Origin of the sequence: Novosphingobium kalidii (genome assembly GCF_040534015.1) — a bacterium.
Classification (GTDB): Bacteria; Pseudomonadota; Alphaproteobacteria; order Sphingomonadales; family Sphingomonadaceae; genus Novosphingobium; species Novosphingobium kalidii.
Map to the genome: position 1 here is coordinate 29,632 of NZ_JBEWLY010000022.1, position 24,115 is coordinate 53,746.

The following is a 24,115-nucleotide window of genomic DNA, read 5'->3' on the forward strand; positions in this document are numbered from 1 at the left end:
CCGATGGCGAACGAAACGGAAAACGGCCGCGAAAGCGAGAACATCATTTCGGAAGGTGAGGCCGTGGAAAATCGGCCGCTGGCGAGCGAGCCGGTGCCCGATCCGGATGAAATCGACCGCGAAGGCGAGCGCCAGTCCAAGATTGCAGCGCTGCCCGGGCGAGGGATTGATTCCAAGCGGGCAATTGTACTCGCATCGGTGGCCGCTGCCGTCCTGGTGCTTGGGTTCGGCGCGATCGACGCGATGCGTGGCGATCCGACGCAGGATGCCGAGCAAGCCGAAGAGCCGGACCAGGGGGCGCTGGCGAATTATGACCCCGCGTCGATCATTGCACCGACGCTTGCGGACGCGCCAAATGATCCGAACGCTCCGGTGGAAGTCCCGGCTCTCGATGGACAACAAACAGGGGTGGCACGTGCCACCACTGACGGGCGGCCGCAAAAGTCAGAGGCGCAAATCATCGCCGAAGCGCAGCGCCGCGCCGGTATCATGGCCTTCGGCGGAAGAACCGATAGCGGCGGGATCGGCGGCGCACTCTCGGGTATCACCGGAGGCGGCGCGCAGGGCAGTGCCCTTGGCGCTCCCGCAATGTCGCAAGGCGATGACAGCCGCCCGGGTGGCGGTCGGACCACGCTCGATAACCTTCGCAACACATCGGAGATTACGCGCGTCTCAGGCCGCTCGATTGGCAATCGGGACATGCTGATTCTGGCCGGCACGTTCATTCCGTGCGTGCTGCAAACAGCGATGGATTCAAGTCAGCCCGGATATGCGAGCTGCGTGATCCCGCGCGATGTCTACTCGGACAATGGCCGGGTCGTGCTGCTGGAAAAGGGAACACGCGTCCTCGGCGAATACCAGGCCGGGATTTCGCGCGGCCGCTATCGGCTCTTCGTGATGTGGAACCGCGCCGTCACGCCGCGCGGCGTGGCGGTCGACGTCGGTTCGCCGGCGAGCGATGCGCTCGGCCGCGCCGGCATTGCTGGCGGCGTGGAGAACTACTTTTGGGAGCGGTTCGGTGCGGCGCTGCTGTTCAGCGCGCTCGACGACGGCATGGATGTGCTGGCTGACTCCGTTACGAACGCAGACGAGACGACCCGCGCGCCGTCGCGCGCAAGCGAGACGATCCTGCGCGACACGACGCAAATTCAGCCGGTGCTCAAGGTCAACCAAGGCGCAGAAGTCGGCATTATGGTAGCCCGAGATTTCGATTTCTCGGACATTTACGGGCTCCAGATGCGCCGATGAGCAATACGGCCGTCCTCGAAAACGCGCTGCTTCCGTTGCGCCCTCTGCTCGACCGCGAGGACGTAACGGAAGTCGTTATCAATCGCCCGCACGAAGCGGCGATTGAGACCGGGGAAGGCTGGACATGGGAAGAGCTCGCCGGCTTGGACGAGAAATCGCTTCTGTCGCTGGCTCGCGCCTCCGCGGCGTTCACGCATCAGGACATTAGCCAGGCTGCGCCGATCTGCTCCACGATCCTCCCTACGGGCGAGCGTGTCCAGCTCGTGGTGCCGCCCGCCGTTCCGGCGGGCACGGTTTCAATCACGATCCGCAAGCCCTCGTCGGTGACGCTGACGATGGAGGATTTCGAGCGCGGCGGCCTGTTCAGCGAGACGCAAATCGTAACGCGCCGGGTATCGCCCGTTGACGAAAAGCTGAGCGAACTGCTGGCAGAAGGCCAGCACGTCGATTTCTTCAAGCTGGCCGTCGAGAGCCGCAAGAACATCCTCATTTCCGGCGCAACGGGCTCGGGTAAAACGACGTTATCGAAGGGCCTCATTCAGCTCATCCCGCCGCATGAGCGGCTTTTGACGATCGAGGACACGCGGGAGCTGGTGGTGCCGCACCGCAATGTGGTGCATCTGCTCTATGCCAAGGATCGGCAGGGCACCGCCAAAATCACGGCGAAGGACCTGCTGGAATCAGCGCTGCGAATGCGGCCTGACCGCATCCTGTTGCAAGAGCTGCGCGACGGGACGGCATTCTTCTACCTGCGGAACGTCAACTCGGGCCATCCTGGCTCGATCACAACGATTCACGCTGACTCGGCCGAGCTGGCGTTTGAGCAACTGACGCTGCTCGTGAAGGAAAGCGAAGGCGGCGCGGATCTCGCCCGGGACGATATCCGGAGCCTCCTAAAACTGCTCGTGGACGTGGTTGTGCAGACCAAGAAGATCGACGGGCGATTCCGCGTCACGGAGATTTATTTTGACCCTCAGAACAGGCTCTAGCGCACGAACGAAAGCGCTTGTCGCACTTCCCGTCGCCCTGCTGTTCGTCGCGCTCGTGACGGGAACGGTGGCCTGGTTCATTCTCCAATTGCCGATGGGGGCATACGATCCGCTGAACCTTCCGCGCTTCTACTGGTATTACCGGCACGATCCGGTTGTGAGGGATGCGCTCGGCCTGGCGGCGGTCGTGTCAGTGCCGCTTACGGCCCTGGGGCTCGTCATGGTCTTGCGGCCGAAAAAGGACCTTCACGGAACTGCGCGGTTCGCGCGCGAGGGCGAGATTGCCAAGGCGGGGCTTCGCGCCAAATCCGGCATCCTGCTCGGCCGAGCTGGCGGACGGTTCCTCCTGTTCGGCGGGACTGAGCATGTCTTGCTCGAGGCGCCGACGCGAAGCGGCAAGGGGGTTGGCGTTGTCATCCCGAATCTGCTGTCGTGGCAGGACTCGGTCGTGGTCCTCGATGTGAAGCAAGAGAACTTCGCCGCCACGGCGCGCTTCCGGAAGGATGGCGGCCAAAAGGTCGTGCTGTTCAATCCGACCGACAAGGCGGGCCGGACGGCTCGCTACAACCCCCTGAGCTACATCGACCGAAGCAACCCAATAGAAGTGCTGGTGGAGCTGCAGAAGATCGCCACCATGCTCTATGTTCCGCCAGAGAAGGGCGAAGCCTTCTGGACCGAATCCGCCCGCACCGGCTTTGTCGGTGTGGGAGCGTGGATCGCGGCAAAGCCGGAACGGCCGTTCACGTTTGGCGAGATCTACCGCACGATCACGATGCCGGGCATGAAGGCGTTTTTTGGCAGCGAAGCGCGCGATCGCGCGCTATCCGACGGCTGCCGCGCGGCGCTGTCGGATTTCACGTCGAGCGCCGACAATACGTTCACGGGCATTGTCCAGAGCATCACCGCCAAGCTCAACCTCTGGATCAATCCGGTTGTCGACCGCGCGACGGCCGAAAGCGATTTCTCGCTCTCCGATCTGCGTCGTCGGCCGACCTCGATCTATCTCGGCGTCTCGCCGGATGAACTCGACCGGGTAGCGCCGCTCTACAACCTGTTCTTTCAGCAGCTCGTCGATCTCAATACCCGACAGCTCCCCGGCGAGGATGAGAAGCTGAATGTGCTGGTCATCCTCGACGAATTTGCGCGCCTCGGCCGCGCCCAGGTGATCGCCAATGCGTTCTCCTATGTCGCCGGCTACGGGATGCGCCTTCTTCCGGTGATTCAATCGCGCTCGCAGCTCCGCCAGGTCTACGGCGAGCACGGAGCAGACGAGATTGTTGCGAACTGCGGCGTGGAAATTGCCTTCACGCCGAAGGAGCTGCGGGTAGCGAAAGAGCTGTCGGAACGGCTCGGCTTTCACGGGCAGAACCAGGAAAGCCGCTCACTCACGATTCACGGGATGCTCGCCAATCGGAGCAAGACGATCTCGGAACAGCGCCGCGCGCTGATGCTGCCGCAAGAGTTGATGCAAATGCCGGATTCCGATTTGCTCGTGATCCGCGGCGGCATTCCCGTCGTTCGCGGCGAGAAAATCAGGTATTATCGGGACAAGGTGTTCAAGAGCCGGGTGCTGCCGGCGCCGGAAGTGCAGGCCCTGCCTACGCCCCCGGCCCCGCTCGCTGTGCTCGATGATTTGAGCGATGAAGCGCTTGCCAGCTTCAATGATTGCGACAACCTGGCTCCCGATCAGATTCAAGACTTGCCGGTCGACGTGCTGGCGCTCGAACGCGACATGCCTGGCCTGACGGTCAAGAGCGGCTTCGCGTTCGATGACATCGACTTTGACGACATTCTCGGTCCCGATCCCTCGAAGGAGGAAGCGGACAATCGGCGCCGGGAGTTGGTCTTAAGCGAGGGAGAAGATTATGGCCGCTGATGACACCACTCCCGATAAGGTGGATCGCACTTACGAGGTCGCTGGCATTGGCCAGTCGCAATCGTTTCCCAGCTTCCCAGCGGCTATGAGGGCCCTGGTCGGAAACTCGCGAGCTGAGGCAGTGACAATGAAGACTGGCTCCGCCAGTGTGCCCCTCGTCTCAACGAGCTGGGAGAATGACGGCTCCACACCTGTCAAATCGTTCTATAGCGCCGCCGTTCGGGAATATGACAGGGCATTGCGCCAAGGCACCAGCGAACATGATCTAGGCGCTCGCGAGCGCGCTGCCCAAGCGGATGTTGATGCCTGGCCGAAACCGCCAGAACGCGCGGCCCCCGTCCGCAAGGTTTATAACAGCAGGCGAGGCAAATACGAAACAGTTGTGGACTCCTCTGAGCCAGAACCAGAGCGTCGGCATCGCTCGCCAGCTTCACCCCGCGACAAATCGCGTGATGATCTCGAAGGCCCCCGCAACCGTCCATCGCTCGAAGGCGTGCCGTCGCAACAGAATAACGACGACGAACTGAACCGCCGGCGAAAAGAGGGCGAGGCAGCCGACCTCACGTTGCCTGCCCAGCTCGAGCGGAAATATCTGCGTGTTGGCGGCGAGCTTTTCAGAAGCGGCCGGGACGACAGGCCAGACCTTTCCCTCAAGGGAAAAGATGGCATTCGCATCAACAAGGACCACGCCATCGGCGATGCGGTGGCGATCGCCAAGCATAATGGCTGGCAAACAATCCGCGTAAACGGGAGCGACGATTTCAAGAAGGCGGTCTACCTCGAAGCATCACGGGCCGGGCTCGAGGTCACAGGCTACAAGCCCACCCCTCAACTCAAGCTCGAAGGCGAGCGCTTGGCGGCGAGGGACAAGGCCCGCGAGGCACAAGATCCAGCGAAGGCAGCGAGCATGGCAAAGAAAGACCCTTCGGAAGCCCGCACGGCGGCCGATCAGTTTCGGCGCAACTCGCATCGCGAAAATGCGGCCAATCCGCAATTCCAGGCCGCACAGTCGCACGTGCTGGCCGCCTCGATCGAGGCGCGCACGCGGTTCCCGGAGCAGAAGGATCGGGATCGCTTCATTGAGAAGGTCAAGGAAGCGGTCGCAAAGCGCCTTGAATCGGGCTCATCGGTCCAAGCGGCTCGTTTCCAGCAGCAACAGCGCCAGAATGAAGCGGAGCGCCTGACGCGTGAGAATACCGTCCTCCGGCAACCCGAGCGCTCCCCATCGCGCACTCGATGACCGTGGCAGATCGGTGGCACGTGCCACCGGCCTGCTCGGTTCAGGAAAACATTTGTTAAGATAGGAGGCCTCGATGCGCACCGAATTTTACCTTGCCGCCTTTGCCGCACTTGCTGCCAGCGGTTTGGCGGCCTCGCCCCTTGCCGCACAGGAACCAGCGCCGGCGCAGGAAACGCGAGCCTGCACATTCGAATCCCTATCGCCGGCCGAGAAGTCCCGTTACCAGTCGCGCTATCGACGCCGGGTTCGCCTCGACGGGCAAGCTTTCGCCGATCAATGGCTTCGTGAGCAGGTGTGCATGACGGCCGAAGAGCGCCAGGCGCTTCGTCCACCCGCCAAAGGGAAGAACTGCCGCGCTGTTTCGCGCCCCGTTACCAGCATGGATGGCTCCATGACGGTCGGCATCGGGCGGAAATGCGATTGAATTGCTCCGGCCTGTAGTTGTCTCATCCGCAGGAAATCGCCGTGATTTCGCGCGTGTCGTCCTCATAGGCAATGTTCATGCGCTTGCGCTGAAGGTCAGATGTTACAGCGCAGGTCGCACAAGCGGTCCGCCATATCGCGTTGGCCGGCTTCTCCGGCAAGGCGTCTAAATGCTGTCCGACAAAGCGCTGATATTGAGACGCGTGGCATTGATCGCCAAAATAATACTCCGCCGGGCGACCATCGACTTCCGCGATCCAAATATCCGCCTCGCGAGGATGGTTGCGGATCGTCGATCCTACTGGAGCCCAGTAGGTGAAAGGCGGCGGCGGGTTTGCGGCCATAACCACATTGGGCTCTGGCAAACTCGTCGGGGTATCCGCCACGGCACACCCGCCAAGCGCCGTGGTGACGGCCGCTAAGGCGCAGGCCACTGAGAAGAACTTCATTCTCGACTCCTAACCCACTGCACGGCAGTTTCGCTTTCGCCGCCTCCAAGCTGCGAGAATGCACTACTTTGAGCTGTGACATATCCTCGTCAAACTGAGGGGTCAGTGACAATCGCGCATTTGCGATTGGTTCGCAATAAAGGAAGTGCTACTCGGCTTAGATACTATCAATGGCAGATTTGGAGCAGCGCCGGGTGTCTAAGATGGATACCCTACAGGTGTTCCTTGCGGCGCAAGCAGACCTATTACGCTACGCCACGAGGATTACGGGAGATACCGTCGAGGCGGAAGATGTGGTGCAGGAAGCCTGGCTACGATTCCGTTCGATCACCAGTGCGCGCATCCTAGAGGAACCCAACGGCTATCTCTTCCGGATCGTCCAGAACCTGGCCCTGGACAGGCAACGGCGCAAAGGGCGGGAGACACAGATTTTCGCCTCGGCGGATATAGTCGCTGCGGTTCTTGTGCCGAGCGATCGTCCTTCGCAACACGCCGGCGCCGAGGCGAAGGATGAGCTCGCCGCGCTCCGACGCGCGCTGGTGCAACTGCCGGAGCGGACGCGCCGCGCATTCGAAATGCACCGTTTCGAGGAAATGAAGCTGATCGAGATCGCGGCCGAGTTAGGCATTTCCAGAAGCCTGGCGCACTCGCTGGTGATCGATGCCGTTGAGTTCTGCAAGCTGGCGCTGCGCCGCGGCGAGTGATCGATTGCAGAAATTCCCGGAATTGTGGTCCTCCCGTTCGTTGAATGCGTAAAGCGATGGAAATGCGCTCGTCGAGCGCCAGCGATCAGCGAACTATGGAACAGGGCATGCGCGGAGGAACTGAGGCGGATCGAGGGCACGACAATCTCAGTCGTCAAGCGAGCGCTTGGCTGATCCAGCTAGAGGACGAGCCGGACAACGCCGCGCTGCAGTTGGAATTCATGGACTGGCTCGCCACCAGCCCCGCTCATCTCGAAGCCTGGGAGGAAACGGAGCGCGTTTCGCGCCTGATGACGGCCGCTGGCCCGGTGGCCCGGACCGGACCCGTCATGTCGGCAATATTGGCTCTGCCCGGTCGCCTCCGGAGCCTATCGCCCGTCACGGCGCTGGCGTCCGCCGCGCTGGCAGCCTGCCTCGCTTGGGCCGTTGTGCCTGACTTGGCGCTGCACCTCCAATCGGACGAGATCACCAGGACGGGCGAACTGCGTAGGGTCGAGCTCGACGACGGCAGCACGGCATTCATGGCACCGGGGTCGGCCATCGCGTTTGAAGAAAGTGCAAAGGGGCGGACCCTGGACCTGCTTCGTGGAGAAGCCTGGTTCGACGTCGTGCGCGACGCGAGCCGGCCGTTCAGGGTCACTACGGGCGAAAGCACCGTCACCGTCCTCGGCACCGCCTTTTCCGTCCGCAAGACCGATTCCGGAGCGGAGGTCGCGGTACAGCGCGGCAGGGTCGCAGTTGTGCCGCCTCGCGGCGCGCAGCCGGAACGGATAGAATTGACGGCGGGCCAGACCGTATCGGTCGACAACGCCGGGGAAACCGCCCGCGGCGAGATCCGGCCCGATCATGTGGCGAGCTGGCGCGAGGGAGTGGCGTTCGTCAACGATCAGCCAATTGGTCACGTCATCGACCGCCTCCGCCCTTGGTACCAGGGCTATATCCTTGCGCGCGGGCCCGGCCTCGAGACGCGCCATGTCAGTGGGCTCTACGATTTGCGCGATCCCGACCGCGCGCTGCAAGCGCTGGTGCGCGTGCAGAACGTGACAGTCACACACGTGTCGCCGTGGATGCGGATCGTGACGGTCCGCTAGCCTGCGAGCGAATTTTCCAGCCTAGTTCACTTTTTTTCGGAATCCGCCGCCGCCGGTTCGTTGAGGTTATGCGACTCGTTCGCAATAGCGAAGGAGAATGAGCCATGAACTTCGGCAAGAGGAACGCGATACGTGAATTCGGGGGGAACCTTCAAGGGATCTACAAAGCGCCGATGGGGGGCAAGCGCGTTGCTCGCCTCGGCAGCGCTCGGGGTGGTGAGCGTACCAATGGCCGCACAGGCGCAGGCGCCGGCCGCAGCTTCGGAACAGGCGCGGCCGTTCGACATCGCGCCGCAACCAGTCGACGAGGCGCTGACTGAGTTCGGGCGGCAATCGGGCCTGCAGGTTAGCGTCGACGCGAGCCAGGTCCGAGGGATTTCAGCGCAAGGCGTCAGGGGGACAATGACGCCTTCGCAGGCACTGGACCGCCTGTTGGCGGCCACCGGCCTTGTAGCGCGGATTGACGATGGAATCGTTTCCGTTCGCCGGGTGTCGACCGCCGCGGCCGATCAGGACGCCTCCGGCTCGATCGCGCTGGATTCCCTTCGCGTCGAGGGCGAGACCACAACTGCCGGAGAGACCGGGGCGCAGCGTGACGCGCTCCGGCACGACCAGGTCTACGACCGCGATCTCTCGTCCACCTTCGCTGGCAAAGAAGAGGTCGAGCGGTACAAGGGGGTGACACCTTCCGATGTCCTCAAGGGCATGGTCAACGTATTCAGCGGCGATCCTCGCAACAGCGGCGCGCTCGATCCCAGCATTCGCGGCATTCAGGGGCCGGGGCGCGTTCCGGTCATTATCGATGGAACCGAGCAGGCCCTGACGGTCTGGCGCGGCTACAATGGCGCCGCCAACCGCAGCTACATTGACCCTAGCCTTATCGCCGGCGTGGAAGTGCTCAAGGGCCCGGTGTCGGTTCGGGGGGTCAACAGCTCGATCGGCGGCGCCGTCGTCGTCAACACGCTCGACGCCGCCGATATTCTCAAGCCAGGTGAGACCTTCGGCATTGAGTTGCGCCTGGAGGGCGGCAACAACTCCACCAAGCCGCGCTGGCCGACCTTGCTCACCGGGCAGGACTATCGCGACGTCCCGGGCTTTCTGGACAATGGCGGCGGCATTGCGTTGCCGATGTTCCCCTACGGCGACCCTTCCTTGAGGGTCACGCTACGCTCGCCGGACGACAACGAATTCTTCTCGCTTGGTGACCGGGCCATCCGGCTCGCGGCCGCCGGGCGCATCGGCGACTTCGATCTCTTCGGCGCCTATGCCTATCGCGAGCGCGGCAACTACTTCTCCGGGAAGAACGGCGCGGGTTACTACCAGCAGGAGGACCGCCTACCTGCGTTCGGGGCCATTCGCGCCGAGAACTATGTCCGGGTGATCGGCCTCTTTCACGAGCCGGGCTACGAAGTACCGAACACCTCGAGCGAGCTGGAATCCTTCCTGCTCAAGGGCACCTGGCGCATCGCAGACGATCAGGCGCTGCAGCTCGGCTTTCGCGACAGCCGATCAAGCTACGGCGAGGTGATGCCCTCGCGGATCATGAATGCCACCGGCTTCGGCAACATCCAATGGCCGGAAAGCAAGGTCCACATCCAGGCCTATAATGCAGAATACAAATGGCAGCCGGACAGCCCGTGGATCGACCTCCAGGCGAGGCTTTGGGGAACCCACAGCGTCAGCGATACCTACACGGCGGGGGGCTTCCCCAATTCCGCCGCCTACGATGATCCGATCATCATCAACAGCGCCCTCACGAACGCACGCAACAATCGGATTGGCGTCAACGCCAGCAACCTGTTCAAGCTGTCCTCGACGCTCGACGTCGTTCTGGAAGGCCACTGGCAGCACGAGAAGCTGCGCTCGGACGACGAGTATTCCACCGCGATCGCCAACGGCTTTCGCCAGTACCCCCGCGCCGGACGGCGCGAGGAATACTCGCTCAATCTGAGTGGGGAATGGCGGCCTGTCAGCTTCCTCAAGCTGAACGCCGGGCTCACCTACTCCGGCTATTGGGCAAAGGACGATTTTCTGCCCGAGCTGCTCGAGCGAAATGACGGTTCGATACTCAGGGTCATACAGACAAGCTACAACACCTTCTATCGCGTCATGGAAGACGGCCTGGAGCGCACCATAGCGGGTCCAGTCTGGGAACCGGATGCCAACGGAAATTTCCGGCGTTCCGGCAACATCTGTCTCAACGGCTTTACCAGCACGGTGGCGAATTTCACCGGTTGGTGCACAGCCACCACGTCAAACAGCGACTTCGTCTACGTAACCGAAGCGAAGCGAATGTCGGGCGATGGCTGGGCGCCCTCGATCTCGGCAACGGCCTATCTGACCGACACGAGCCGGATCTACGCACGCTATGCGAAAGCCTGGCGCTTCCCGAGCATGTTCGAGAGCACGGTGGGCTTTTCCGCTTCGCTCAATCCGCTCGAGGATCTGAAGCCCGAGCGCGTGCAGTCGTGGGAGCTCGCATGGATACAGGACCTGCGCCCGCTATTCAGGCTTGGCGGCGAGGACCAGCACGCCGACCTCAAGCTGAGCTGGTATCACAACACCACTCGGAATGTGATCGAGCGCGACAACCAGCTCATGTTCACCAACATCGACCGGCAGGTAATCGCCGGCTTCGAACTGCAGGCCCGCTTCGACAACGGCCGCTTCTTCGCCGATCTCGGCGCCGCCCATATGACCAAGAACGAGGTCTGCGACGAGAGTGTTGCGGTGTTGGCCGATCCTAGCCAGGGCCGCGTGCCGGACTGCGTCAAGTATGGCTTCGTTCGAAGCTACTTGCTGACGCAGGCAACCCCCGAAACGTCGGTCAACCTCACTGCCGGCGGCCGCTTCCTTGACCGCCGCCTTGAGGTGGGCGGGCGCGTGGTCTGGTACAGCGAATACGACAACCCTTCGTTCGACAGCTTCGTTGAAGAGCGCATCGGCGGAATCGGACTGAACATCCCCTATAGCTGGGGCGAAATTCTCACCTTCGATGCCTTTGTGAAATTCCGCCTCGATGAGCGCTTCACCGCCGAACTCGTCGGGACGAACCTCACCGATCGCTTCTATCTCGACCCGCTGACGCGCTCGCTCAATCCGGCTCCTGGCCGGACCGTTCGGCTCAGCCTCACGGGACGATTCTGATGCACGAGATTCAGGGCCGCCACCACGCCAAGCAATCCTTCGACGAACCGTGGCGCTGGCGGCGACCCTGGATGAAGGCGCCTGAATGGTCAGGCGCTCCAACGAGTAGGAGAAGTAGCATGAGAAATGTACATCTCAAATTGGCGGCCGCCGCTTTGCTGGCATCCGCGACGCTGGCCAGCAGCGCGCACGCCCAGGTCGTGGGCGCGTCGAGCGACACGAGCAATGTAGAAGTCGGTGCGAGCAATGCGCCGCCGCCGCATGTCCCCGGCCGGCCCGGCATCGGCTTCCCCGGCAGCTCCACCGGAAGTCAGAAAGCTGACTTCCAGACGCTGCAGGTCTTTGTGCCGCCCGTGGGCGGGGTGACGACTATCACTCCCGCACAAAACCCACAGCACCCCGACCAAGGCTACTTCAGCTTTGCGCGCGTCGGCTCGAACCAGGTTTGGTTCGGTGAATGGTCGAACAACGGAAGCGCTACCACCGGCAATCATACCGTCTATTATGCCGGCAGCAATGCGACCACCGTCGCACCGAGTGCACACTCCGCGACCTACTCGGTCAACGGCATCAGCGACTACACGACCCGCGGCCTTCTCAGCGGTACGTTCAACGCGACGTTCAACGGCAGCGGCGGCGGTACGTTGAGCGGTAGCCTCACCGGGGGCGGCCTCACCGTGAACACCGGCACCACCACGATCTCGGGTGCGAACTTCACCGGGAGCGGAACCGCCAGCGCCACGACATCTGGCGGAACCGTTACGGGCGGCAATGTCACGGGCACATTCTTCGGCAGCAATGCCGCGGCGCTCGCCGGCATCGCTACGTTCACCGGCAACCGCCAGCTCAATACGGCATTCGGCGGCACGAAGAACTGATCGTCCCTGAATGACTGGGGCCAGAGCCGCAATTTCCCTCCGGCTCTGGCCCCTCCTTTCAAGCTTCGGAATGAGCGCCGCGATTGCCCCCTAGATCGATCATGTACGCATCAGCATGGCAAATCCGCCTCGCACAGAGCGTTGGGGGCGCGTTCCTGTGCCTCGGCGCAATGGCCGCTCCCACTACCGCCTCAGGCCAAGCGACGACCGATCAGGATACGCGCATCCGCCTCGATCAACAGATTGAGCGGCAGAAACGCGACACCGAAACCGAGCTGTTGGAGGACGCCGATCCTTTCGGCCCGCCAACCTCGCTCGAGATCGACGGCCAGACCTACGCCGTCGACGACAATGTCCATGACATGGGCAAGGCGCTCTACATCTCTGTCGAGCGCCAGCAATGGCAGGACGCTCGCCGCTTCCTCGCCGCCTATGAGCGCTTCCCCGATCACGATCCCATGCTTGTCCATTACGCAAAAGGGGGCCTCGCGCGACAAGGCGGCGACCTGGGCGTTGCAGAACAGCACTACCGCGAGCTGCTGACGCTGCAGCCAGGCTTCCTTCTTGGTCAGCTCGAACTCTCACGCGTCCTGTTTGAAAATCGCAAGGACCGGGAGGCACGCCGCGCCTTCGAAAGCGCGCGCGCACTTCTGGCCGAGGAAGGGGACAAGGCCGCCGGCGTGCGGCGCACAGTGGACGCATTTCTGAACGCGCTGAAGCGCAGGCGCGGTTGGCAAGGCACCATCGCCATCGGGCCGAGCTACAGCACCAATCTGAACCAGTCCTCGGCAAGCTACACCTGTCTGCTGGAAGCCGACGACGGAACATGCCTCTTCGACCGCAAGGTGCCCGACCCGATCAAGGCGGCAGGCATCAATTTTGAGGCCACGCTGGGGCGCGATGTACCGCTCGGCGGTCATCACGGCATCAGAGTCCGTGGCCTATTGTTCGGCGACGTCTACCCCGACCATCACGACTATTCGCAGGTCACGGCGATCGCGCGGATCGGATACCAACACCAGACCGCGCGGCACAACGCCTCGTTATCCCCGTCGTTCGAGCTCGGCTCGCTCGGATCATCCGTGCTTTACGATGCTCCCGGCGTGAACGCGGAATGGACGTATTCCGTTTCGCCCCGCGCGATGCTCCGGCTTGAGGGCAACTACCGAGATTTTCGCTATCGGCTGAAGGCCTACGATGCGCAGAGCGGCCCTCTGGCGGATATCAATCTTACGGGATGGTATTCGCTGTCCTCGAGCTGGACGTTGTTCGGAGGCCCGGATTTCGCGGCAAAAGATACCGACGATCCGGTTGATTCCTACCGCCAGCTTGGCGTTCGCGTCGGGGTCAACAAGGCATTTGGCGAGCGTGCGAGCCTTCTCCTGCTGGGCTCGTACCGGCATCGCAAATACCGCGCCTACAGCGAACTCTTCGAGGCGCAGCGCGAGGACGATCAGTTCAATGCCACCGCGATTGCGCGCGTCCCCGCACTGAAATTCGCCGGCCTCGTGCCCGAACTCGTGGTCCAGCACAACCGCATCAAGAGCAACATCGACTGGCTCTATTCCTACGACCGCACCACCGCCAGCCTGAGGCTCAGCCATGCCTTCTAACAGCGCGCGGCACCCATCATCACCACTGAACAGGAGCGACATGCCAATGACCGCGACCATCGCCGATGCGCCCACAAGCCGCGCGAAGCGGCTCAAGGCGCTTACTCATGATGTTCACGAGGGGGTTGATCGTTCGATCATGTCGGCTGCCTCCTTCGAAGACCTCGACGGCTACAAGAGATTTCTGGCGGTCCAGTATCGCTTCCACCGCGACGTAGCCGCGCTTTACGAGGATGCACGGCTGCAGGCACTGATCCCGGACTTGAGATCGCGCCAGCGCCTGCCGCTCGTGACTGCGGACCTCGCCGACCTGCAGACTGAGCCACCAATAGCGGCCACCCCCAACTTCGCGCCGGACGGCACACTGGATGTGCCCACCGCGCTCGGGTGGCTCTACGTCGTGGAAGGCTCGAACATGGGCGCGGCCCTGCTCCGCAAGGAAGCGGCCAAGCTCGGTTTGTCGGATCATCACGGCGCACGGCATCTTGCTCCCGCGCCTGAAGGACCGGCGCAGCACTGGCGCACCTTCACCAGCGCGCTCGACAGTGTGGCCCTGAACGCGGCCGAAGATGGCCGCGTCACTGACGGGGCTATCGCGGCCTTCGTGCGCGTCCTTAATCATATCGATGCGCACCTTGGCTGAATCGTCGGCCGACAAGCTGGTCCGCGGCGGCCGTATGGTCCGCACGGGATGGCTGCTGCTCGGCTTCATCTGCATCGTCCTGGGATTCATCGGTGCGGTGGTGCCCCTGATGCCGACGACGATATTCATGATCCTGGCGGCGGGTTGCTTCGCTCGATCCTCGCCGCGCCTCGAGACCTGGCTACTGCAACACCCTCGCTTCGGCCCCAGCCTTCGCGCTTGGCGGAACGAAGGCGCGGTGCCGGGCGAGGCGAAGCTTGCCGCCTGCATCGGCATGACGATCGGCTATCTCGTATTCTGGTGGATGGCGCGTCCCGGCGCGATCGCAGCGATGGCCGTCGCCACGATCATGCTTGCGAGCTGCGCCTGGATTCTAAGCCGCCCGTTACCGAGGGACAGCCGATGAGATACGCCCGATTGGATGAACGTCTCGACGCTGAGGATTATGACAGCGGAGCCTTCTCCGGCGACGTCGTCACGATGCACCGCAATGACGATCGAACGGCTAGATCTCCGATGGCCGATAAGACGCCATGGGCGCACGGCGGTCGCTATTGCGACCAGCCAACGAGCTGGCGCACACGCCTGTTCGGTCTGCTTGGAACTGGTCTGATCACGGCGCTCATCCTCGCGGCGGCGCTTGTCACCTGGCGGATAGTCACCCCTCCCTCCGTCACGCAGTCGTCACCGCCGCTGGTAGTCGTCGATCTGCAGCCGACCGCATCACCCCCCGAGCCGGTCCGCGAAGTGGCCCCGGGCCCGGAACAAGTCGAGCGCCAAGAGAAGAAGCCTGAGCCGGTTCCGGACACGCTGATGCCGCCGCCATTGGTACAACTTCCCCGGCCCAGTATTCCAAGCGCGCCGCCGCGCCCGCCCATTGACATCGTCGACCCCGGCCCTGTTGTGCCGGAGACCACCGCACCGCGAAGGATCACGGCGCCCGCGGCAAGCCAGGTGTCCAACAATGCCACGCCGGATTGGGAGGCCTTGCTGCTCGCCCATCTCGAACAATTTCGCCGGTACCCCGCGCGTGCGCGCGCTTCGCGGCAGGAAGGCACAACCTACATCCGTTTTACGATGAATCGTGCCGGCCAGGTTCTGTCTGCGTCCGTAGCGCGAAAATCCGGCCATTACGGGCTCGATCAGGCGGCGCTCGATACTCTCAAACGTGCGCAGCCGCTGCCGGCGATTCCCGACGACAGGCCGGATGTTCTCGAGCTGACTATCCCGGTAGAGTTCTACTTGCGCTAGCTTGCGGTGCGCCGGTGTCACGCTTAGCGGTGGCACGTGCCACCACTCGCGCGACTAGGTTTCCAGCGTCATTAGTTGCGATGGAAAGGGCTGCGCCAGCTCGGCCGCATCGGCGCCTTCCATCCATCTGTCATAATCGTCCTCGTGCAAGATCACTGGCATCGCCTTCGGGTGCAACGGCGCGACCAGCGGATTGGGGGCGCATGTCAGGAAGGCGAAGCGCGGCAAGCCTTCGGATACGCGCCAAATACCCGCGAAACAGGCCGTAGGGCGCGCAGAGACGCTGAACCAATGTTCGGCCCGCCCCTCTCCGATTTTCGGCTCTGCGAAGCGCGAGAAGGGAACCAGGCATCGTTGGGAACGCGATGCGAGAGTTCCTTTCCAGAGCGGACTCGCGAGATTCCGAACATTGGTGACCGCCTTCTTCAATGGCTGGTCCCGCGCTCCCTTGATCGTCGTCACAATGCCCCAGGCCATTCGATCGATAACCTGCCGATCGCCTTCCCAGCGAACGACGGTTCCGGGATACTTCACCGCCTCCAATTCCGTCGCGTTGGGCCGCGTAGGCCAGACGTCGATCTGCTCGGGTTCGATCCCTGCCGTTAGGCCGTCCGCCGCTTCATGGAGGCCAGGGATTCCGCGCATCAAACGTTCGTAATCAGCCTGAAGCCTATAGTGGTTGCACATGCGCCCTCACGCGTTCTCCAACGAAATCGCTTGTATCATCGCCTAGCGGCAAGCCAGAGTCATTGCCCGCCACAATCCGCTCGGCTGCTGCCGCCTTCGACGCGCAGCATAGCCGGTGGCACGTGCCACCGGCCTAGCGTGTTCGATCTGGAGGCTTCGGCCGCCGTTCCGGCTGACGCTGGCGCTCGCCGCTTCGCTCGATCGCCGCAAGCGCCTGCTCATGAGCGGTGGGGGTTCGCCCTCCCCTCACGAACGCGCGCACCTGATCGGCCAGCTTGCGGTCGTCCGGATCGCCACTGCCGGCGAGTTGGTCGGCCGCGGCGAGATAGATGCGGCGAGCTTCGGCCCAGGAGTCTTGACTGCGCTTCACGAACGGCGGGGGCGGAGTCTTGCGCTGATGGTCGTCAATAACGGCCGCGCGGAACTGGCGGTTGGCACGGGGCTGCATCGCAGTCCCGGCCCTCAAGCGCTGCCGCATTTGATGGAGTGCCATGCTTTGTCCAGCGCGCCCGATGCCGCGTGCGGCCCGCGGCGTAGCCTCGGCCGTCACACCCCTGGCGCGCAACTCTTCGGCAAAGCGCTCCCGGAAGTGGTGCAAGGTATGCGGACGCGGATTGAAGCGCCGCCCGGTGTCTCCGCGCGCCGCAACCGCCAAATGCACGTGCGGCCTAGGTGTATCGGTGTGCAGCGCCATGACGTAATCCCATTCGTCTTCGATCTCCGTCTGTGCGACGGCTCGAACGGACGCTAGGACCTTGGCGGGATCTGTGCCCTGGGGCATCGAAAAGATCATGCTGACGGCGGCCGTGGTGGCATTGTCCCGCCAATACACGGGATCACCCCACATGCCGGCGACCTCGTTGCGGGTCTCGCGATCGGCAAGAATGTCACCCCCTCGCCGCTCAAGCGCCAGTTCGCCCTTGCGGCCGATATAATCGAAGTGTGCGGCAACGTGGTTCTTGCCCTTCGGCCGTCCAGTGACTTTCACCATGACCTCCGGGGCACGGCTGACCACGCGACCAAGCCGCGCCTTCGCGCCTAGCCCACTCGGCCGACGTGGGCCGCTCGGCCGAAGAAGCCGGTCCAGGCCCTTGGCATTCGGGTCCGACACCATGCGAGGCCGAAAGAGCTGCGCCAGCGAGCGCCCCTCGAAGCTGGAATCAAAGTCGCTCACCGGGAACCTCCCAATAGGACAGGTCGCCCTTGGTTGCGGCGCCGATGCCTTCAACGGCCGCTCCGATCGCGCCGCGAAGCTCGTTGACGGCGTGCAGCTCTTCGGCAATCTCAGCCGCGTTATCGGCGAGCGCCATCTTGTTCGCGGCCCGTGCGATCTGATTGACGTTGATGCCGATGCGTTGGAGCGCCTGACGGCAGTTCAACAGCTCTTCGCGCAACTCGTGGTCAACAGGCGCAGCAATGCCCAGGTGCCGGCGCACAAGGGCCATTGCCCATGTCGCCGGCGACATACGCCGCTCGTGGGCACGGTGGCGAATAACCGCCAGCTCCATTTGGGTCGGCCGAAGGTAGAGACGATGCGCTGCGCTCTCGCGCTCCGGCACTGGCGCATTGCTTACCTCCGCGCCCGCCTGTCGCAGCACGGCGTCGACGAGCTGCCGCATGAATGGGCCACGCCCTCCCCTTCCTTCCGCCAGCGTGTCGAGCTGCGCAATCTTGTCACGCTCGATCTTGAAGCTGAGCGTTTGCATGGGGGGTAGGTATCTCCAACCGCGTAGCTCGAAACGATAGTTGCGAGCCTAGCGGTCTACAAAAGCCGCCGCAAGGCTTATCCTGCCTTCAATGTACCTACCCCCCATGCAAAGAAAAAGCGGTGGCATGTGCCACCGCTTCAAAAATGCACCAGGTTGAACGTTGATGGTGAAATCGCGTTTAGAACTCGAAGTTTTGAGGCTCGCTTTCACCATCGAAGCGGACTGAAACCTGACCGCTGACAATGACGCCTCGGCGGCCCTGAATGATAATCGCCGGCGCGCTGTCGGGCTCCTTCGGCTGACGGGGTGCCCTCCCCTCTTTCGTTGCGTAGACCTCGGCGAGCGGTTTGCCGTTCGCTTCCGACACCGGTTCTTCGGCCGCTGCATCTTCGGCCCCCGCGCTGCCATCGATGTTGCGAGCGGTCGGCTCTTCGTCGGCCACCCTCCCCTCTCGCTCGACGCGATCGGGCTGCAACGAAGCAAGGAACTGCTCGGCCTGGACGACGCTCGGGTTCGCGTTCTCGGAAAGCCAAGCCCGCGTCCGATCGCCGTCGATCTTGACTGCCTGGTTCACGGCCGCGGCGGCGCGCGTGGCGCAATCCTTCATCGCCTTAAGAATGTCGTCCGGCAGCGTGCGAAGCGAATAGAGCCGCTTCACTTCCGAATGCGGCTTGCCAATGCGTTCGGATAGATCCTTCGTCGAAAGATCATCGCCCACACGTGCCGCTATAAAGCGCACCCGGTCCTCAAGGTTTAGGTTCTGGCGCTGTTCGTTCTCAAGGAACTGGTCAATGCCAACGTCGCGCTCGGCCTCGCCTTGGTCCAGCACGACGTCAATCGCGTCGAGTCCAAGATGCTTGCACGCTCGCCAGCGCCGTTCGCCATAGCGGATGACGTAACGGCCGTTGGGAGTCGGCGAAACCGTGATCGGCTGCAGAAGGCCGCGCTGTGCAATCGTCGCTGCCAGCGCCTCAATCTCGGCCTGATCGAACTCCGTGCGGACCTGCGACGGGTCGGGGTCAATGTCGGCGATCGGCAAGCGCTGGAAGCGACCCGCTGCCTTGAATTCGCTGTTTGCCGGGACCGCTGAAAAATCCATAGCGTCCATGTTGAAGTCGGCGAGCTTCTTCTTCACCGGCTTAGCTGCTGCCTTGGTCATGCGGCTTCCTTCTCGGCTTGATCGACAATGTAGGACACAACCTCGCGCACGATCGGCGCACTACGCCGCGTGTCTTTTGCGAGCCGCCAAACCGGCACCTCAAGCAAGGCTGCCTCGCGGACATGCTCTCGATGCGGAATTGTGTGCGGGATGACGTTGGCGGGAAGTGCCTGGGTGATCCGGTCCATGAGCTGCCGCGAAATCTCGCTCGTTGCCTGAACGCGGTTGAACACGATGCCGAAACGGGCGGGATTGCCCTCCCCTCGCACTTTGTTCGCAAGGTGCATGCTCTGCGAAATTTCGCTGAGCGACTGTCGGGCGGTCTTGTCAGGGTCCAGCGGCACCGCGACGTAATCGGACGCAATCAGCGCCATAAGATTCCGGCCATCCCACGCCGGCGCCGTGTCGATGACGCAATAATCGTAGTGCTGCGCAAGGCCGGCGCGAATGGCGCGGACGTAGCTGGCTATATGCTGACGCTGCTGCGGGCCGTCCGTGGTCAGCTCCACAACCTGCCGAGTGTTTTTGAAGCAAGCGAGCGCCGGCGGCTCGTCGTCGGGCTCGAAGTCGAGGATGGATTGAATCGGCCCGAGCTGCTCGAACTCGGCCGCCAGCATCCCTGCACTGTGGCACTGCTTGTCGAGGTCCAGCACCACCACGCGCTTGCCTTGCTCGGCCAGGTGCCAAGCGATGTGGCAAGTAAGGGTGGTCTTACCGATCCCTCCCCGCTCGTTCGTGACTACGATCGTTCGCATAATTCGTCTCCCCGCCGCGAGGCGTCAGTGATTCCAGTAGCGTTCGTGACGATCCTGGCCTGCCGGCGAAAAGTCGGTGCCGAGGATCATGCGCGTATTCGAAAATTCATCGCCTGGCGCGAAGCCTGCACCGCCCTCAGCGTGAACAATGGCCCCGCCGCGCCTATTCGGTAGCAGCGCGCAGACGAGAGCAATGCCGCCGACGCAGGCAATCGCCTCGAGGACACCAACGGCGCGTGACAGCAGAATGAAGAGCGCAATGAAAAGCGCCAGCAGAACGAGCCCGATGGCGAGCGCCAGCAGGCCCACGATCACGATAGCGGTTAAGCGAGCGATCCGCGCGCCGGCGCCGATCATATCGGCGAGCTTGCGGGCTGCGGCGCGCAGGCGCTGCCAAGTGCTCGACCGCTCAACAGATAAACCAGGCATGTCTCGCTCGAGCGCCAGCACCTCAAGCGGCAGCTCGTCGAGCGGTACAGGTTCCTTGGGCATTCGCAGCCTCCTACGTTGGTTGGCTCTCGCCCCCGTTGGAGCCGACCAACTTCGGGAACGGCTGCTCCCGGAAGATGTTCGGCACTGGCGCTCGCAAGACAGCGGCCATGCGAAGCGCCGTGAGTAGTGTCGCGTCCTGGCGGCCGTTCTCGATCGCGCCGATCGTCTCGGGCGTAACACCAACGGCCCGCCCCAGCTCGGCCTGTGTCATCCCTGCCGCGCGGCGCAACGACGCCACTCGATTGAAGAGCTTCGCCGCCATGCAATCTCCGCAATATTATCCCTAATGATAGTAGGGTTACGGAGTGGCAGTGTCCACAAAAAAAGGGCGGCCGAATGGCCGCCCGTCGTGTCGGGGGAGGGGAGGGGCTATTCGCCCCCTGCCCGTGCCAGGATGCCGAGCCCGTCCGCGATCAGATCCACGGTGTAGCGGGTTTCCCCATCGGCTTCGTAGCTGTTCTGGCGCACCCGCCCGACGATGTGAACCAGGTCCCCCTTGCCCAGGTCGCCGGCGCGCTCGGCCAGTTGCCGGAAGAAAGTGACGCGGTTCCAGAGCGTGTCAGTCTTCCACTCGTCGCCGTCCTTGCGGTTATAGTTTGCGGCAACCGAAACGTGGGTGACGTTTTCGCTCGGCTTCACGTCGCCAACGCGGCCGATGATCCGAAATTCAGCGATATTCTGCATGGTAGTCTCCTTTGGTGGTCGTTGCTGACGGATTTTTCAGGATGGAGCGAGGGCCCGCGGGCAAGCTGAAAATGGGAGGGTCCGCTTGCGGAAACCCAAGGCCGAAGGCTGGTTTTCTGCTTGCCCGCATTAGGGTCTGAGCGGAGTTCTTATCCGTCAGACAGCAACGCCCCAAAGGCACGTCCTGCGAGAGACGCTTTTCGGCCTGGCTGCGGTGGCACGTGCCACCGGCATTTGACGGCCATCGACTGCCGCTAGCGGCCGACAAGGCGATAGATGGAATTGCTCGATCGGGCTCGTCACGCACCCGGGAAGCTCGGGCTCGCCCGTTGGCGGAAGGGGAGGGTGGTGGCACGTGCCACCGCCTTGAGCCTGAACAGCGCCGAAAGTCAGCGAGTCCGCACACCGGCCTTGTTTGCTTGGTCGGGTTCGGCCTTCGCTTCCTGGGCGGCGCGATGCGCCGCCCAAACCCGCTTGACGGTACTGCGGTCGCACCCGGCAAGTTCGGCGGTTCGGGCAATGCTCTTGCCCGCCTCGCGCAAGGCGATGATCTGCGCATGTTTCGCGCGGTCGCTCTTGCGCCCCCCGCTGCGGCCCTCGGCCTTTGCCAGTGCAATTCCTTGGCGCTGACGCTCGCGGCGGTCCTCGTAGTCATCGTGGGCGAGCTGCAGGGCGATCTTCAAGAGCATGTCCTGAACAGATTCGAGGACGATGCGGGCAATGCCTTCGGCGTCGGCCGCAAGATCTGTCAGGTCGACGACGCCAGGAACGGCGAGCCGCGCGCCGCGCTCCCGGATCGTCGCGACCAGCTTTTCCGCCTCGGCAAGCGGAAGGCGGCTTATCCGGTCGATCTTCTCGGCGATCACAACTTCGCCCGGCTGAAGGTCGGCGATCATGCGTAGCAGCTCGGGGCGGTCGGCCCGCGCACCCGATGCCTTCTCGCGATAAACGGCGGCGACGTAGTAGCCAGCGGCCTTCGCGTCGGCAGCGATCGCGTCCTGACGCCGCAAGTCCTGAGCGTCGGTGCTGACGCGCAAATAGACCCGCGCGATCTGCGGGGCAGGGGAGGGGGCAGAGCTGCGACGGGCCATCATGGCGCGCAACGTATACCTTTCGCGCTAGGCGCGAAAGCCATGGCGCAAAAACCCTATTGAGCAACCCTACTGCGCCACCCGCCTCGTGCCGGGATTTTGCGCCATGTGGACAGGCTAACCTCGCTGCGTGATAAGTGCGGTGTGGCTCCGTTCCGCGCGATGGCCGCCACCGGGCTTGAGAACCCGACTTGGGAAGGGAAGTCCCGCCAGCGGCGCGGCGCAGGCGGGCTTCTCTTATGGACTTGGCAACCATCGATCGATACACCGTGATTATGTGAAGAATCGCGGGCGGTTTTGTTGGATAACACAAAGACAGTCGTCTCACTAATGAAGATGGCACTGGCGCTTCTCGATGAAGCGGGGGAGGGCGCGAGCACTACCGCCTGCCATCTTCAAGCGGCGATCGATGCCGCTAGCGGTGCGTCCAGGCCGCTCGGTCAATCTGAGAATGCGCCGTGAGCAATCACGAGCCTGTTATTCACTGGTCGCTCGGGATACCCCATAGCGCGACGGTCGCGGCCCGCGATGGCGGCTATTGGGAGCTGAGCGTGCGGCACGCGCGCGCTGCGAGCCGCTGGTCTTGGAAGGTCAGCCATTCCCACGATAAGCGGTGCGATTGCGGCATGACCTCCACGGCGCAGTTCGCTTTGTTGAATGCCGAGCGCGCCATGAAAGAACTGGATCAAGCCCCCTAATTTGCACCTGAAAGGGAACTTGGCGCCGTGTCGGGATTTATAGCAAAATCTCGACGCTATGGATTGAGGCTCGCCACATGAATCCATCACCTGACCAAAGCCTTGCCGTTCTTGTCGTCGAGGACGAAGGGCTCCTTCGCATCTGCGTGGCGGATGCCCTGCAGGACGCGGGGCTCACGGTGTTTGAGGCGGTCAACGCTACCGAGGCTCTGGAGCTGCTGGACGCGCGCGACGACGTTCGCGTGGTTCTTACAGATATTGAAATGCCGGGTGACATCGACGGCCTGGCTCTCACTGCGACAATTCATCAGCGATGGCCGGAGATTGGTGTGGTGGTCGTATCAGGCCGCGTAAGGCCCGATCCGGGGCAGCTCCCGGCGAACGGCGAGTTCATCGCCAAACCCTACGATCTCAATGAAGTGACCCTGCGCGTTTCTCAGATGCTCGAGGACACTTAGTTGGGGTCAGGACATAGAACGGACCCAGATATACGCTAAACGCTGACGGGCCTGCTCAGGCGGCGCAAAACACCTGATTGCCGCGCGTCACCCTCCGCTTCGTGGCCCTAGCGACCTCCGCTGACGTCGAGGATCGAGCCCGTCACATAGGATGCCGCGTCGCTCAACAGCCAAACGATGGCTTCGGCAACCTCTTCGGGAAGGCCGGGGCGTCCCATCGGAGTGCCGGAGCCCAGGCGCTCGGCCCGGTCCGGCTGTCCGCCGCTCGCGTGAATATTCGTTGTGATAATGCCAGGGCGAACCGAGTTGACCCGAACGCCGTCTTCCGCAAGCTCCTTGGCCAGCCCGACTGCCAGAGTATCGAGCGCGGCCTTTGAACCGGCATAATCGACATACTCAAAGGGCGAGCCGAGACGCGCCGCCGCCGAGGAAACGAGAACGATCGAGCCGCCTGCGCCCCCCGCGCCGCGCAAGAGTACTCGCGCCGCCTCGCGAGCGGTAAGGTAGGCACCGAGCACGTTCACCTCGAACATGCGCCGTAGCCGGTCCACGTCCATATCCACGAGGCGCAGCGAAGGCGCGACGATCCCCGCGTTTATGACCACACCCGTCAGCACACCCAAGGCCGATTCGGCTTCCCGAAACATCCGAGCGACGTCGGTTTCAGAGGTGACGTCGCCTGGAACAAGGACAGCTTGCGCGCCCACGTCTCGTATGGCGGCCAGAGTGGCATCGCCTGCTATGCGATCGGTTCGGTAGTTCACCGCCACCGACCAACCCTCCCGAGCGGCGCGGATTGCTGTAGCCCGTCCAATCCCTCGACTGGCACC

26 protein-coding genes are annotated in these 24,115 nt (G+C 63.1%); 15 read left to right on the forward strand and 11 right to left on the reverse strand.

Annotation, left to right across the window (positions count from 1 at the left end; translation table 11 throughout):
- Positions 1-3 precede the first annotated feature (3 nt).
- From virB10 to ABVV53_RS13770, 5 genes are all read left to right on the forward strand, one after another.
- Positions 4-1,248 (forward strand): type IV secretion system protein VirB10, encoded by a 1,245-nt coding sequence (gene virB10, locus ABVV53_RS13750; RefSeq protein ID WP_353984994.1) that lies wholly within the window; start codon positions 4-6, stop codon positions 1,246-1,248.
- Positions 1,245-2,237, forward strand: coding sequence for a P-type DNA transfer ATPase VirB11 (virB11, locus tag ABVV53_RS13755; protein WP_353984995.1), 993 nt, complete (start codon positions 1,245-1,247; stop codon positions 2,235-2,237). Before virB10 ends, virB11 begins: the two co-directional genes overlap by 4 nt.
- Positions 2,215-4,113 carry a type IV secretory system conjugative DNA transfer family protein gene (locus ABVV53_RS13760; RefSeq protein ID WP_353984996.1) on the forward strand — a complete coding sequence of 633 codons (1,899 nt, stop codon included), beginning with the start codon at positions 2,215-2,217 and terminating at the stop codon, positions 4,111-4,113. The genes virB11 and ABVV53_RS13760 overlap by 23 nt, the downstream gene beginning before the upstream one ends.
- Positions 4,103-5,353, forward strand: a complete 1,251-nt coding sequence (locus ABVV53_RS13765) for an LPD7 domain-containing protein (protein WP_353984997.1) — start codon at positions 4,103-4,105, stop codon at positions 5,351-5,353. The genes ABVV53_RS13760 and ABVV53_RS13765 overlap by 11 nt, the downstream gene beginning before the upstream one ends.
- A gap of 73 nt (positions 5,354-5,426) precedes the next feature.
- Positions 5,427-5,777, forward strand: a complete 351-nt coding sequence (locus tag ABVV53_RS13770; RefSeq protein ID WP_353984998.1) for a hypothetical protein — start codon at positions 5,427-5,429, stop codon at positions 5,775-5,777.
- Between the two features lie 22 nt (positions 5,778-5,799).
- Here the strand turns inward: ABVV53_RS13770 and ABVV53_RS13775 are convergent, their stop codons facing one another.
- Positions 5,800-6,225: a hypothetical protein gene (locus ABVV53_RS13775; RefSeq protein ID WP_353984999.1), complete on the reverse strand. Its 426-nt coding sequence runs from the start codon at positions 6,223-6,225 to the stop codon at positions 5,800-5,802.
- Positions 6,226-6,428: 203 nt separating this feature from the next.
- On the opposite strand from ABVV53_RS13775, the gene ABVV53_RS13780 reads away from it, so the two are divergent.
- The 8 genes from ABVV53_RS13780 to ABVV53_RS13815 all read left to right on the forward strand — a co-directional run bounded on the left by ABVV53_RS13780 (position 6,429) and on the right by ABVV53_RS13815 (position 15,552).
- The gene (locus ABVV53_RS13780) at positions 6,429-6,929 is read left to right on the forward strand and encodes a sigma-70 family RNA polymerase sigma factor (RefSeq protein ID WP_353985020.1); all 501 of its coding nucleotides are present in this window, start codon (positions 6,429-6,431) and stop codon (positions 6,927-6,929) included.
- A gap of 107 nt (positions 6,930-7,036) precedes the next feature.
- Entirely contained in the window at positions 7,037-8,020 is a 984-nt protein-coding gene (locus ABVV53_RS13785) for a FecR family protein (RefSeq protein ID WP_353985000.1), read from the forward strand.
- Positions 8,021-8,152: 132 nt separating this feature from the next.
- Positions 8,153-11,167 carry a TonB-dependent receptor gene (locus ABVV53_RS13790; RefSeq protein ID WP_353985001.1) on the forward strand — a complete coding sequence of 1,005 codons (3,015 nt, stop codon included), beginning with the start codon at positions 8,153-8,155 and terminating at the stop codon, positions 11,165-11,167.
- Positions 11,168-11,286: 119 nt separating this feature from the next.
- Positions 11,287-12,045, forward strand: a complete 759-nt coding sequence (locus tag ABVV53_RS13795; protein WP_353985002.1) for a Slam-dependent surface lipoprotein — start codon at positions 11,287-11,289, stop codon at positions 12,043-12,045.
- Between the two features lie 101 nt (positions 12,046-12,146).
- Positions 12,147-13,658 carry a surface lipoprotein assembly modifier gene (locus tag ABVV53_RS13800; protein ID WP_353985003.1) on the forward strand — a complete coding sequence of 504 codons (1,512 nt, stop codon included), beginning with the start codon at positions 12,147-12,149 and terminating at the stop codon, positions 13,656-13,658.
- Positions 13,659-13,704: 46 nt separating this feature from the next.
- Entirely contained in the window at positions 13,705-14,301 is a 597-nt protein-coding gene (locus ABVV53_RS13805; protein WP_353985004.1) for a biliverdin-producing heme oxygenase, read from the forward strand.
- Positions 14,285-14,707, forward strand: a complete 423-nt coding sequence (locus ABVV53_RS13810) for a YbaN family protein (RefSeq protein ID WP_353985005.1) — start codon at positions 14,285-14,287, stop codon at positions 14,705-14,707. Before ABVV53_RS13805 ends, ABVV53_RS13810 begins: the two co-directional genes overlap by 17 nt.
- Positions 14,704-15,552 carry an energy transducer TonB gene (locus ABVV53_RS13815; protein WP_353985006.1) on the forward strand — a complete coding sequence of 283 codons (849 nt, stop codon included), beginning with the start codon at positions 14,704-14,706 and terminating at the stop codon, positions 15,550-15,552. Before ABVV53_RS13810 ends, ABVV53_RS13815 begins: the two co-directional genes overlap by 4 nt.
- A 54-nt stretch (positions 15,553-15,606) precedes the next feature.
- Here the strand turns inward: ABVV53_RS13815 and ABVV53_RS13820 are convergent, their stop codons facing one another.
- The 9 genes from ABVV53_RS13820 to ABVV53_RS13860 form a co-directional block, all read right to left on the reverse strand.
- A complete protein-coding gene (locus ABVV53_RS13820) occupies positions 15,607-16,239 on the reverse strand; it encodes an SOS response-associated peptidase family protein (protein WP_353985007.1) in 633 nt (210 codons plus the stop codon).
- A gap of 133 nt (positions 16,240-16,372) precedes the next feature.
- Positions 16,373-17,413 carry a relaxase/mobilization nuclease domain-containing protein gene (locus ABVV53_RS13825; protein WP_353985008.1) on the reverse strand — a complete coding sequence of 347 codons (1,041 nt, stop codon included), beginning with the start codon at positions 17,411-17,413 and terminating at the stop codon, positions 16,373-16,375.
- Entirely contained in the window at positions 17,400-17,945 is a 546-nt protein-coding gene (gene mobC / locus ABVV53_RS13830) for a plasmid mobilization relaxosome protein MobC (protein ID WP_353985009.1), read from the reverse strand. Before mobC ends, ABVV53_RS13825 begins: the two co-directional genes overlap by 14 nt.
- Positions 17,946-18,126: 181 nt before the next feature.
- Positions 18,127-19,107, reverse strand: a complete 981-nt coding sequence (locus tag ABVV53_RS13835; protein WP_353985010.1) for a ParB/RepB/Spo0J family partition protein — start codon at positions 19,105-19,107, stop codon at positions 18,127-18,129.
- A complete protein-coding gene (locus ABVV53_RS13840) occupies positions 19,104-19,862 on the reverse strand; it encodes a ParA family protein (protein ID WP_353985011.1) in 759 nt (252 codons plus the stop codon). Before ABVV53_RS13840 ends, ABVV53_RS13835 begins: the two co-directional genes overlap by 4 nt.
- A gap of 24 nt (positions 19,863-19,886) precedes the next feature.
- The gene (locus ABVV53_RS13845; RefSeq protein WP_353985012.1) at positions 19,887-20,354 is read right to left on the reverse strand and encodes a hypothetical protein; all 468 of its coding nucleotides are present in this window, start codon (positions 20,352-20,354) and stop codon (positions 19,887-19,889) included.
- Positions 20,355-20,364: 10 nt separating this feature from the next.
- Entirely contained in the window at positions 20,365-20,616 is a 252-nt protein-coding gene (locus ABVV53_RS13850; RefSeq protein ID WP_353985013.1) for a helix-turn-helix transcriptional regulator, read from the reverse strand.
- Positions 20,617-20,723: 107 nt separating this feature from the next.
- Entirely contained in the window at positions 20,724-21,038 is a 315-nt protein-coding gene (locus ABVV53_RS13855) for a single-stranded DNA-binding protein (RefSeq protein WP_353985014.1), read from the reverse strand.
- A gap of 389 nt (positions 21,039-21,427) precedes the next feature.
- Positions 21,428-22,129, reverse strand: a complete 702-nt coding sequence (locus ABVV53_RS13860) for a recombinase family protein (protein WP_353985015.1) — start codon at positions 22,127-22,129, stop codon at positions 21,428-21,430.
- Between the two features lie 458 nt (positions 22,130-22,587).
- Between ABVV53_RS13860 and ABVV53_RS13865 the strand changes: the two genes are divergently transcribed.
- Positions 22,588-22,827 carry a hypothetical protein gene (locus tag ABVV53_RS13865; RefSeq protein WP_353985016.1) on the forward strand — a complete coding sequence of 80 codons (240 nt, stop codon included), beginning with the start codon at positions 22,588-22,590 and terminating at the stop codon, positions 22,825-22,827.
- Between the two features lie 77 nt (positions 22,828-22,904).
- Entirely contained in the window at positions 22,905-23,285 is a 381-nt protein-coding gene (locus tag ABVV53_RS13870) for a response regulator (protein ID WP_353985017.1), read from the forward strand.
- A 107-nt stretch (positions 23,286-23,392) separates the two neighbouring features.
- On the opposite strand, the gene ABVV53_RS13875 is transcribed toward ABVV53_RS13870, so the two are convergent.
- Positions 23,393-24,115: SDR family oxidoreductase (locus tag ABVV53_RS13875; protein ID WP_353985018.1), on the reverse strand; the 723-nt coding region annotated here is incomplete at its 5' end.

What these genes read in the sequence shown, in the direction of transcription:
- ABVV53_RS13805 (WP_353985004.1), top strand. Translation starts at nt 13,705, where the DNA reads ATGACCGCGACCATCGCCGATGCGCCCACAAGCCGCGCGAAGCGGCTC.
- ABVV53_RS13870 (WP_353985017.1), top strand. Translation starts at nt 22,905, where the DNA reads ATGAATCCATCACCTGACCAAAGCCTTGCCGTTCTTGTCGTCGAGGAC.
- virB11 (WP_353984995.1), top strand. Translation starts at nt 1,245, where the DNA reads ATGAGCAATACGGCCGTCCTCGAAAACGCGCTGCTTCCGTTGCGCCCT.
- virB10 (WP_353984994.1), top strand. Translation starts at nt 4, where the DNA reads ATGGCGAACGAAACGGAAAACGGCCGCGAAAGCGAGAACATCATTTCG.
- ABVV53_RS13845 (WP_353985012.1), bottom strand. Translation starts at nt 20,354, where the DNA reads ATGCCCAAGGAACCTGTACCGCTCGACGAGCTGCCGCTTGAGGTGCTG.
- ABVV53_RS13800 (WP_353985003.1), top strand. Translation starts at nt 12,147, where the DNA reads ATGTACGCATCAGCATGGCAAATCCGCCTCGCACAGAGCGTTGGGGGC.
- ABVV53_RS13785 (WP_353985000.1), top strand. Translation starts at nt 7,037, where the DNA reads ATGCGCGGAGGAACTGAGGCGGATCGAGGGCACGACAATCTCAGTCGT.
- ABVV53_RS13855 (WP_353985014.1), bottom strand. Translation starts at nt 21,038, where the DNA reads ATGCAGAATATCGCTGAATTTCGGATCATCGGCCGCGTTGGCGACGTG.
- ABVV53_RS13835 (WP_353985010.1), bottom strand. Translation starts at nt 19,107, where the DNA reads ATGACCAAGGCAGCAGCTAAGCCGGTGAAGAAGAAGCTCGCCGACTTC.
- ABVV53_RS13850 (WP_353985013.1), bottom strand. Translation starts at nt 20,616, where the DNA reads ATGGCGGCGAAGCTCTTCAATCGAGTGGCGTCGTTGCGCCGCGCGGCA.
- mobC (WP_353985009.1), bottom strand. Translation starts at nt 17,945, where the DNA reads ATGCAAACGCTCAGCTTCAAGATCGAGCGTGACAAGATTGCGCAGCTC.
- ABVV53_RS13820 (WP_353985007.1), bottom strand. Translation starts at nt 16,239, where the DNA reads ATGTGCAACCACTATAGGCTTCAGGCTGATTACGAACGTTTGATGCGC.
- ABVV53_RS13860 (WP_353985015.1), bottom strand. Translation starts at nt 22,129, where the DNA reads ATGGCCCGTCGCAGCTCTGCCCCCTCCCCTGCCCCGCAGATCGCGCGG.
- ABVV53_RS13765 (WP_353984997.1), top strand. Translation starts at nt 4,103, where the DNA reads ATGGCCGCTGATGACACCACTCCCGATAAGGTGGATCGCACTTACGAG.
- ABVV53_RS13840 (WP_353985011.1), bottom strand. Translation starts at nt 19,862, where the DNA reads ATGCGAACGATCGTAGTCACGAACGAGCGGGGAGGGATCGGTAAGACC.
- ABVV53_RS13770 (WP_353984998.1), top strand. Translation starts at nt 5,427, where the DNA reads ATGCGCACCGAATTTTACCTTGCCGCCTTTGCCGCACTTGCTGCCAGC.
- ABVV53_RS13795 (WP_353985002.1), top strand. Translation starts at nt 11,287, where the DNA reads ATGAGAAATGTACATCTCAAATTGGCGGCCGCCGCTTTGCTGGCATCC.
- ABVV53_RS13775 (WP_353984999.1), bottom strand. Translation starts at nt 6,225, where the DNA reads ATGAAGTTCTTCTCAGTGGCCTGCGCCTTAGCGGCCGTCACCACGGCG.
- ABVV53_RS13815 (WP_353985006.1), top strand. Translation starts at nt 14,704, where the DNA reads ATGAGATACGCCCGATTGGATGAACGTCTCGACGCTGAGGATTATGAC.
- ABVV53_RS13780 (WP_353985020.1), top strand. Translation starts at nt 6,429, where the DNA reads ATGGATACCCTACAGGTGTTCCTTGCGGCGCAAGCAGACCTATTACGC.
- ABVV53_RS13810 (WP_353985005.1), top strand. Translation starts at nt 14,285, where the DNA reads ATGCGCACCTTGGCTGAATCGTCGGCCGACAAGCTGGTCCGCGGCGGC.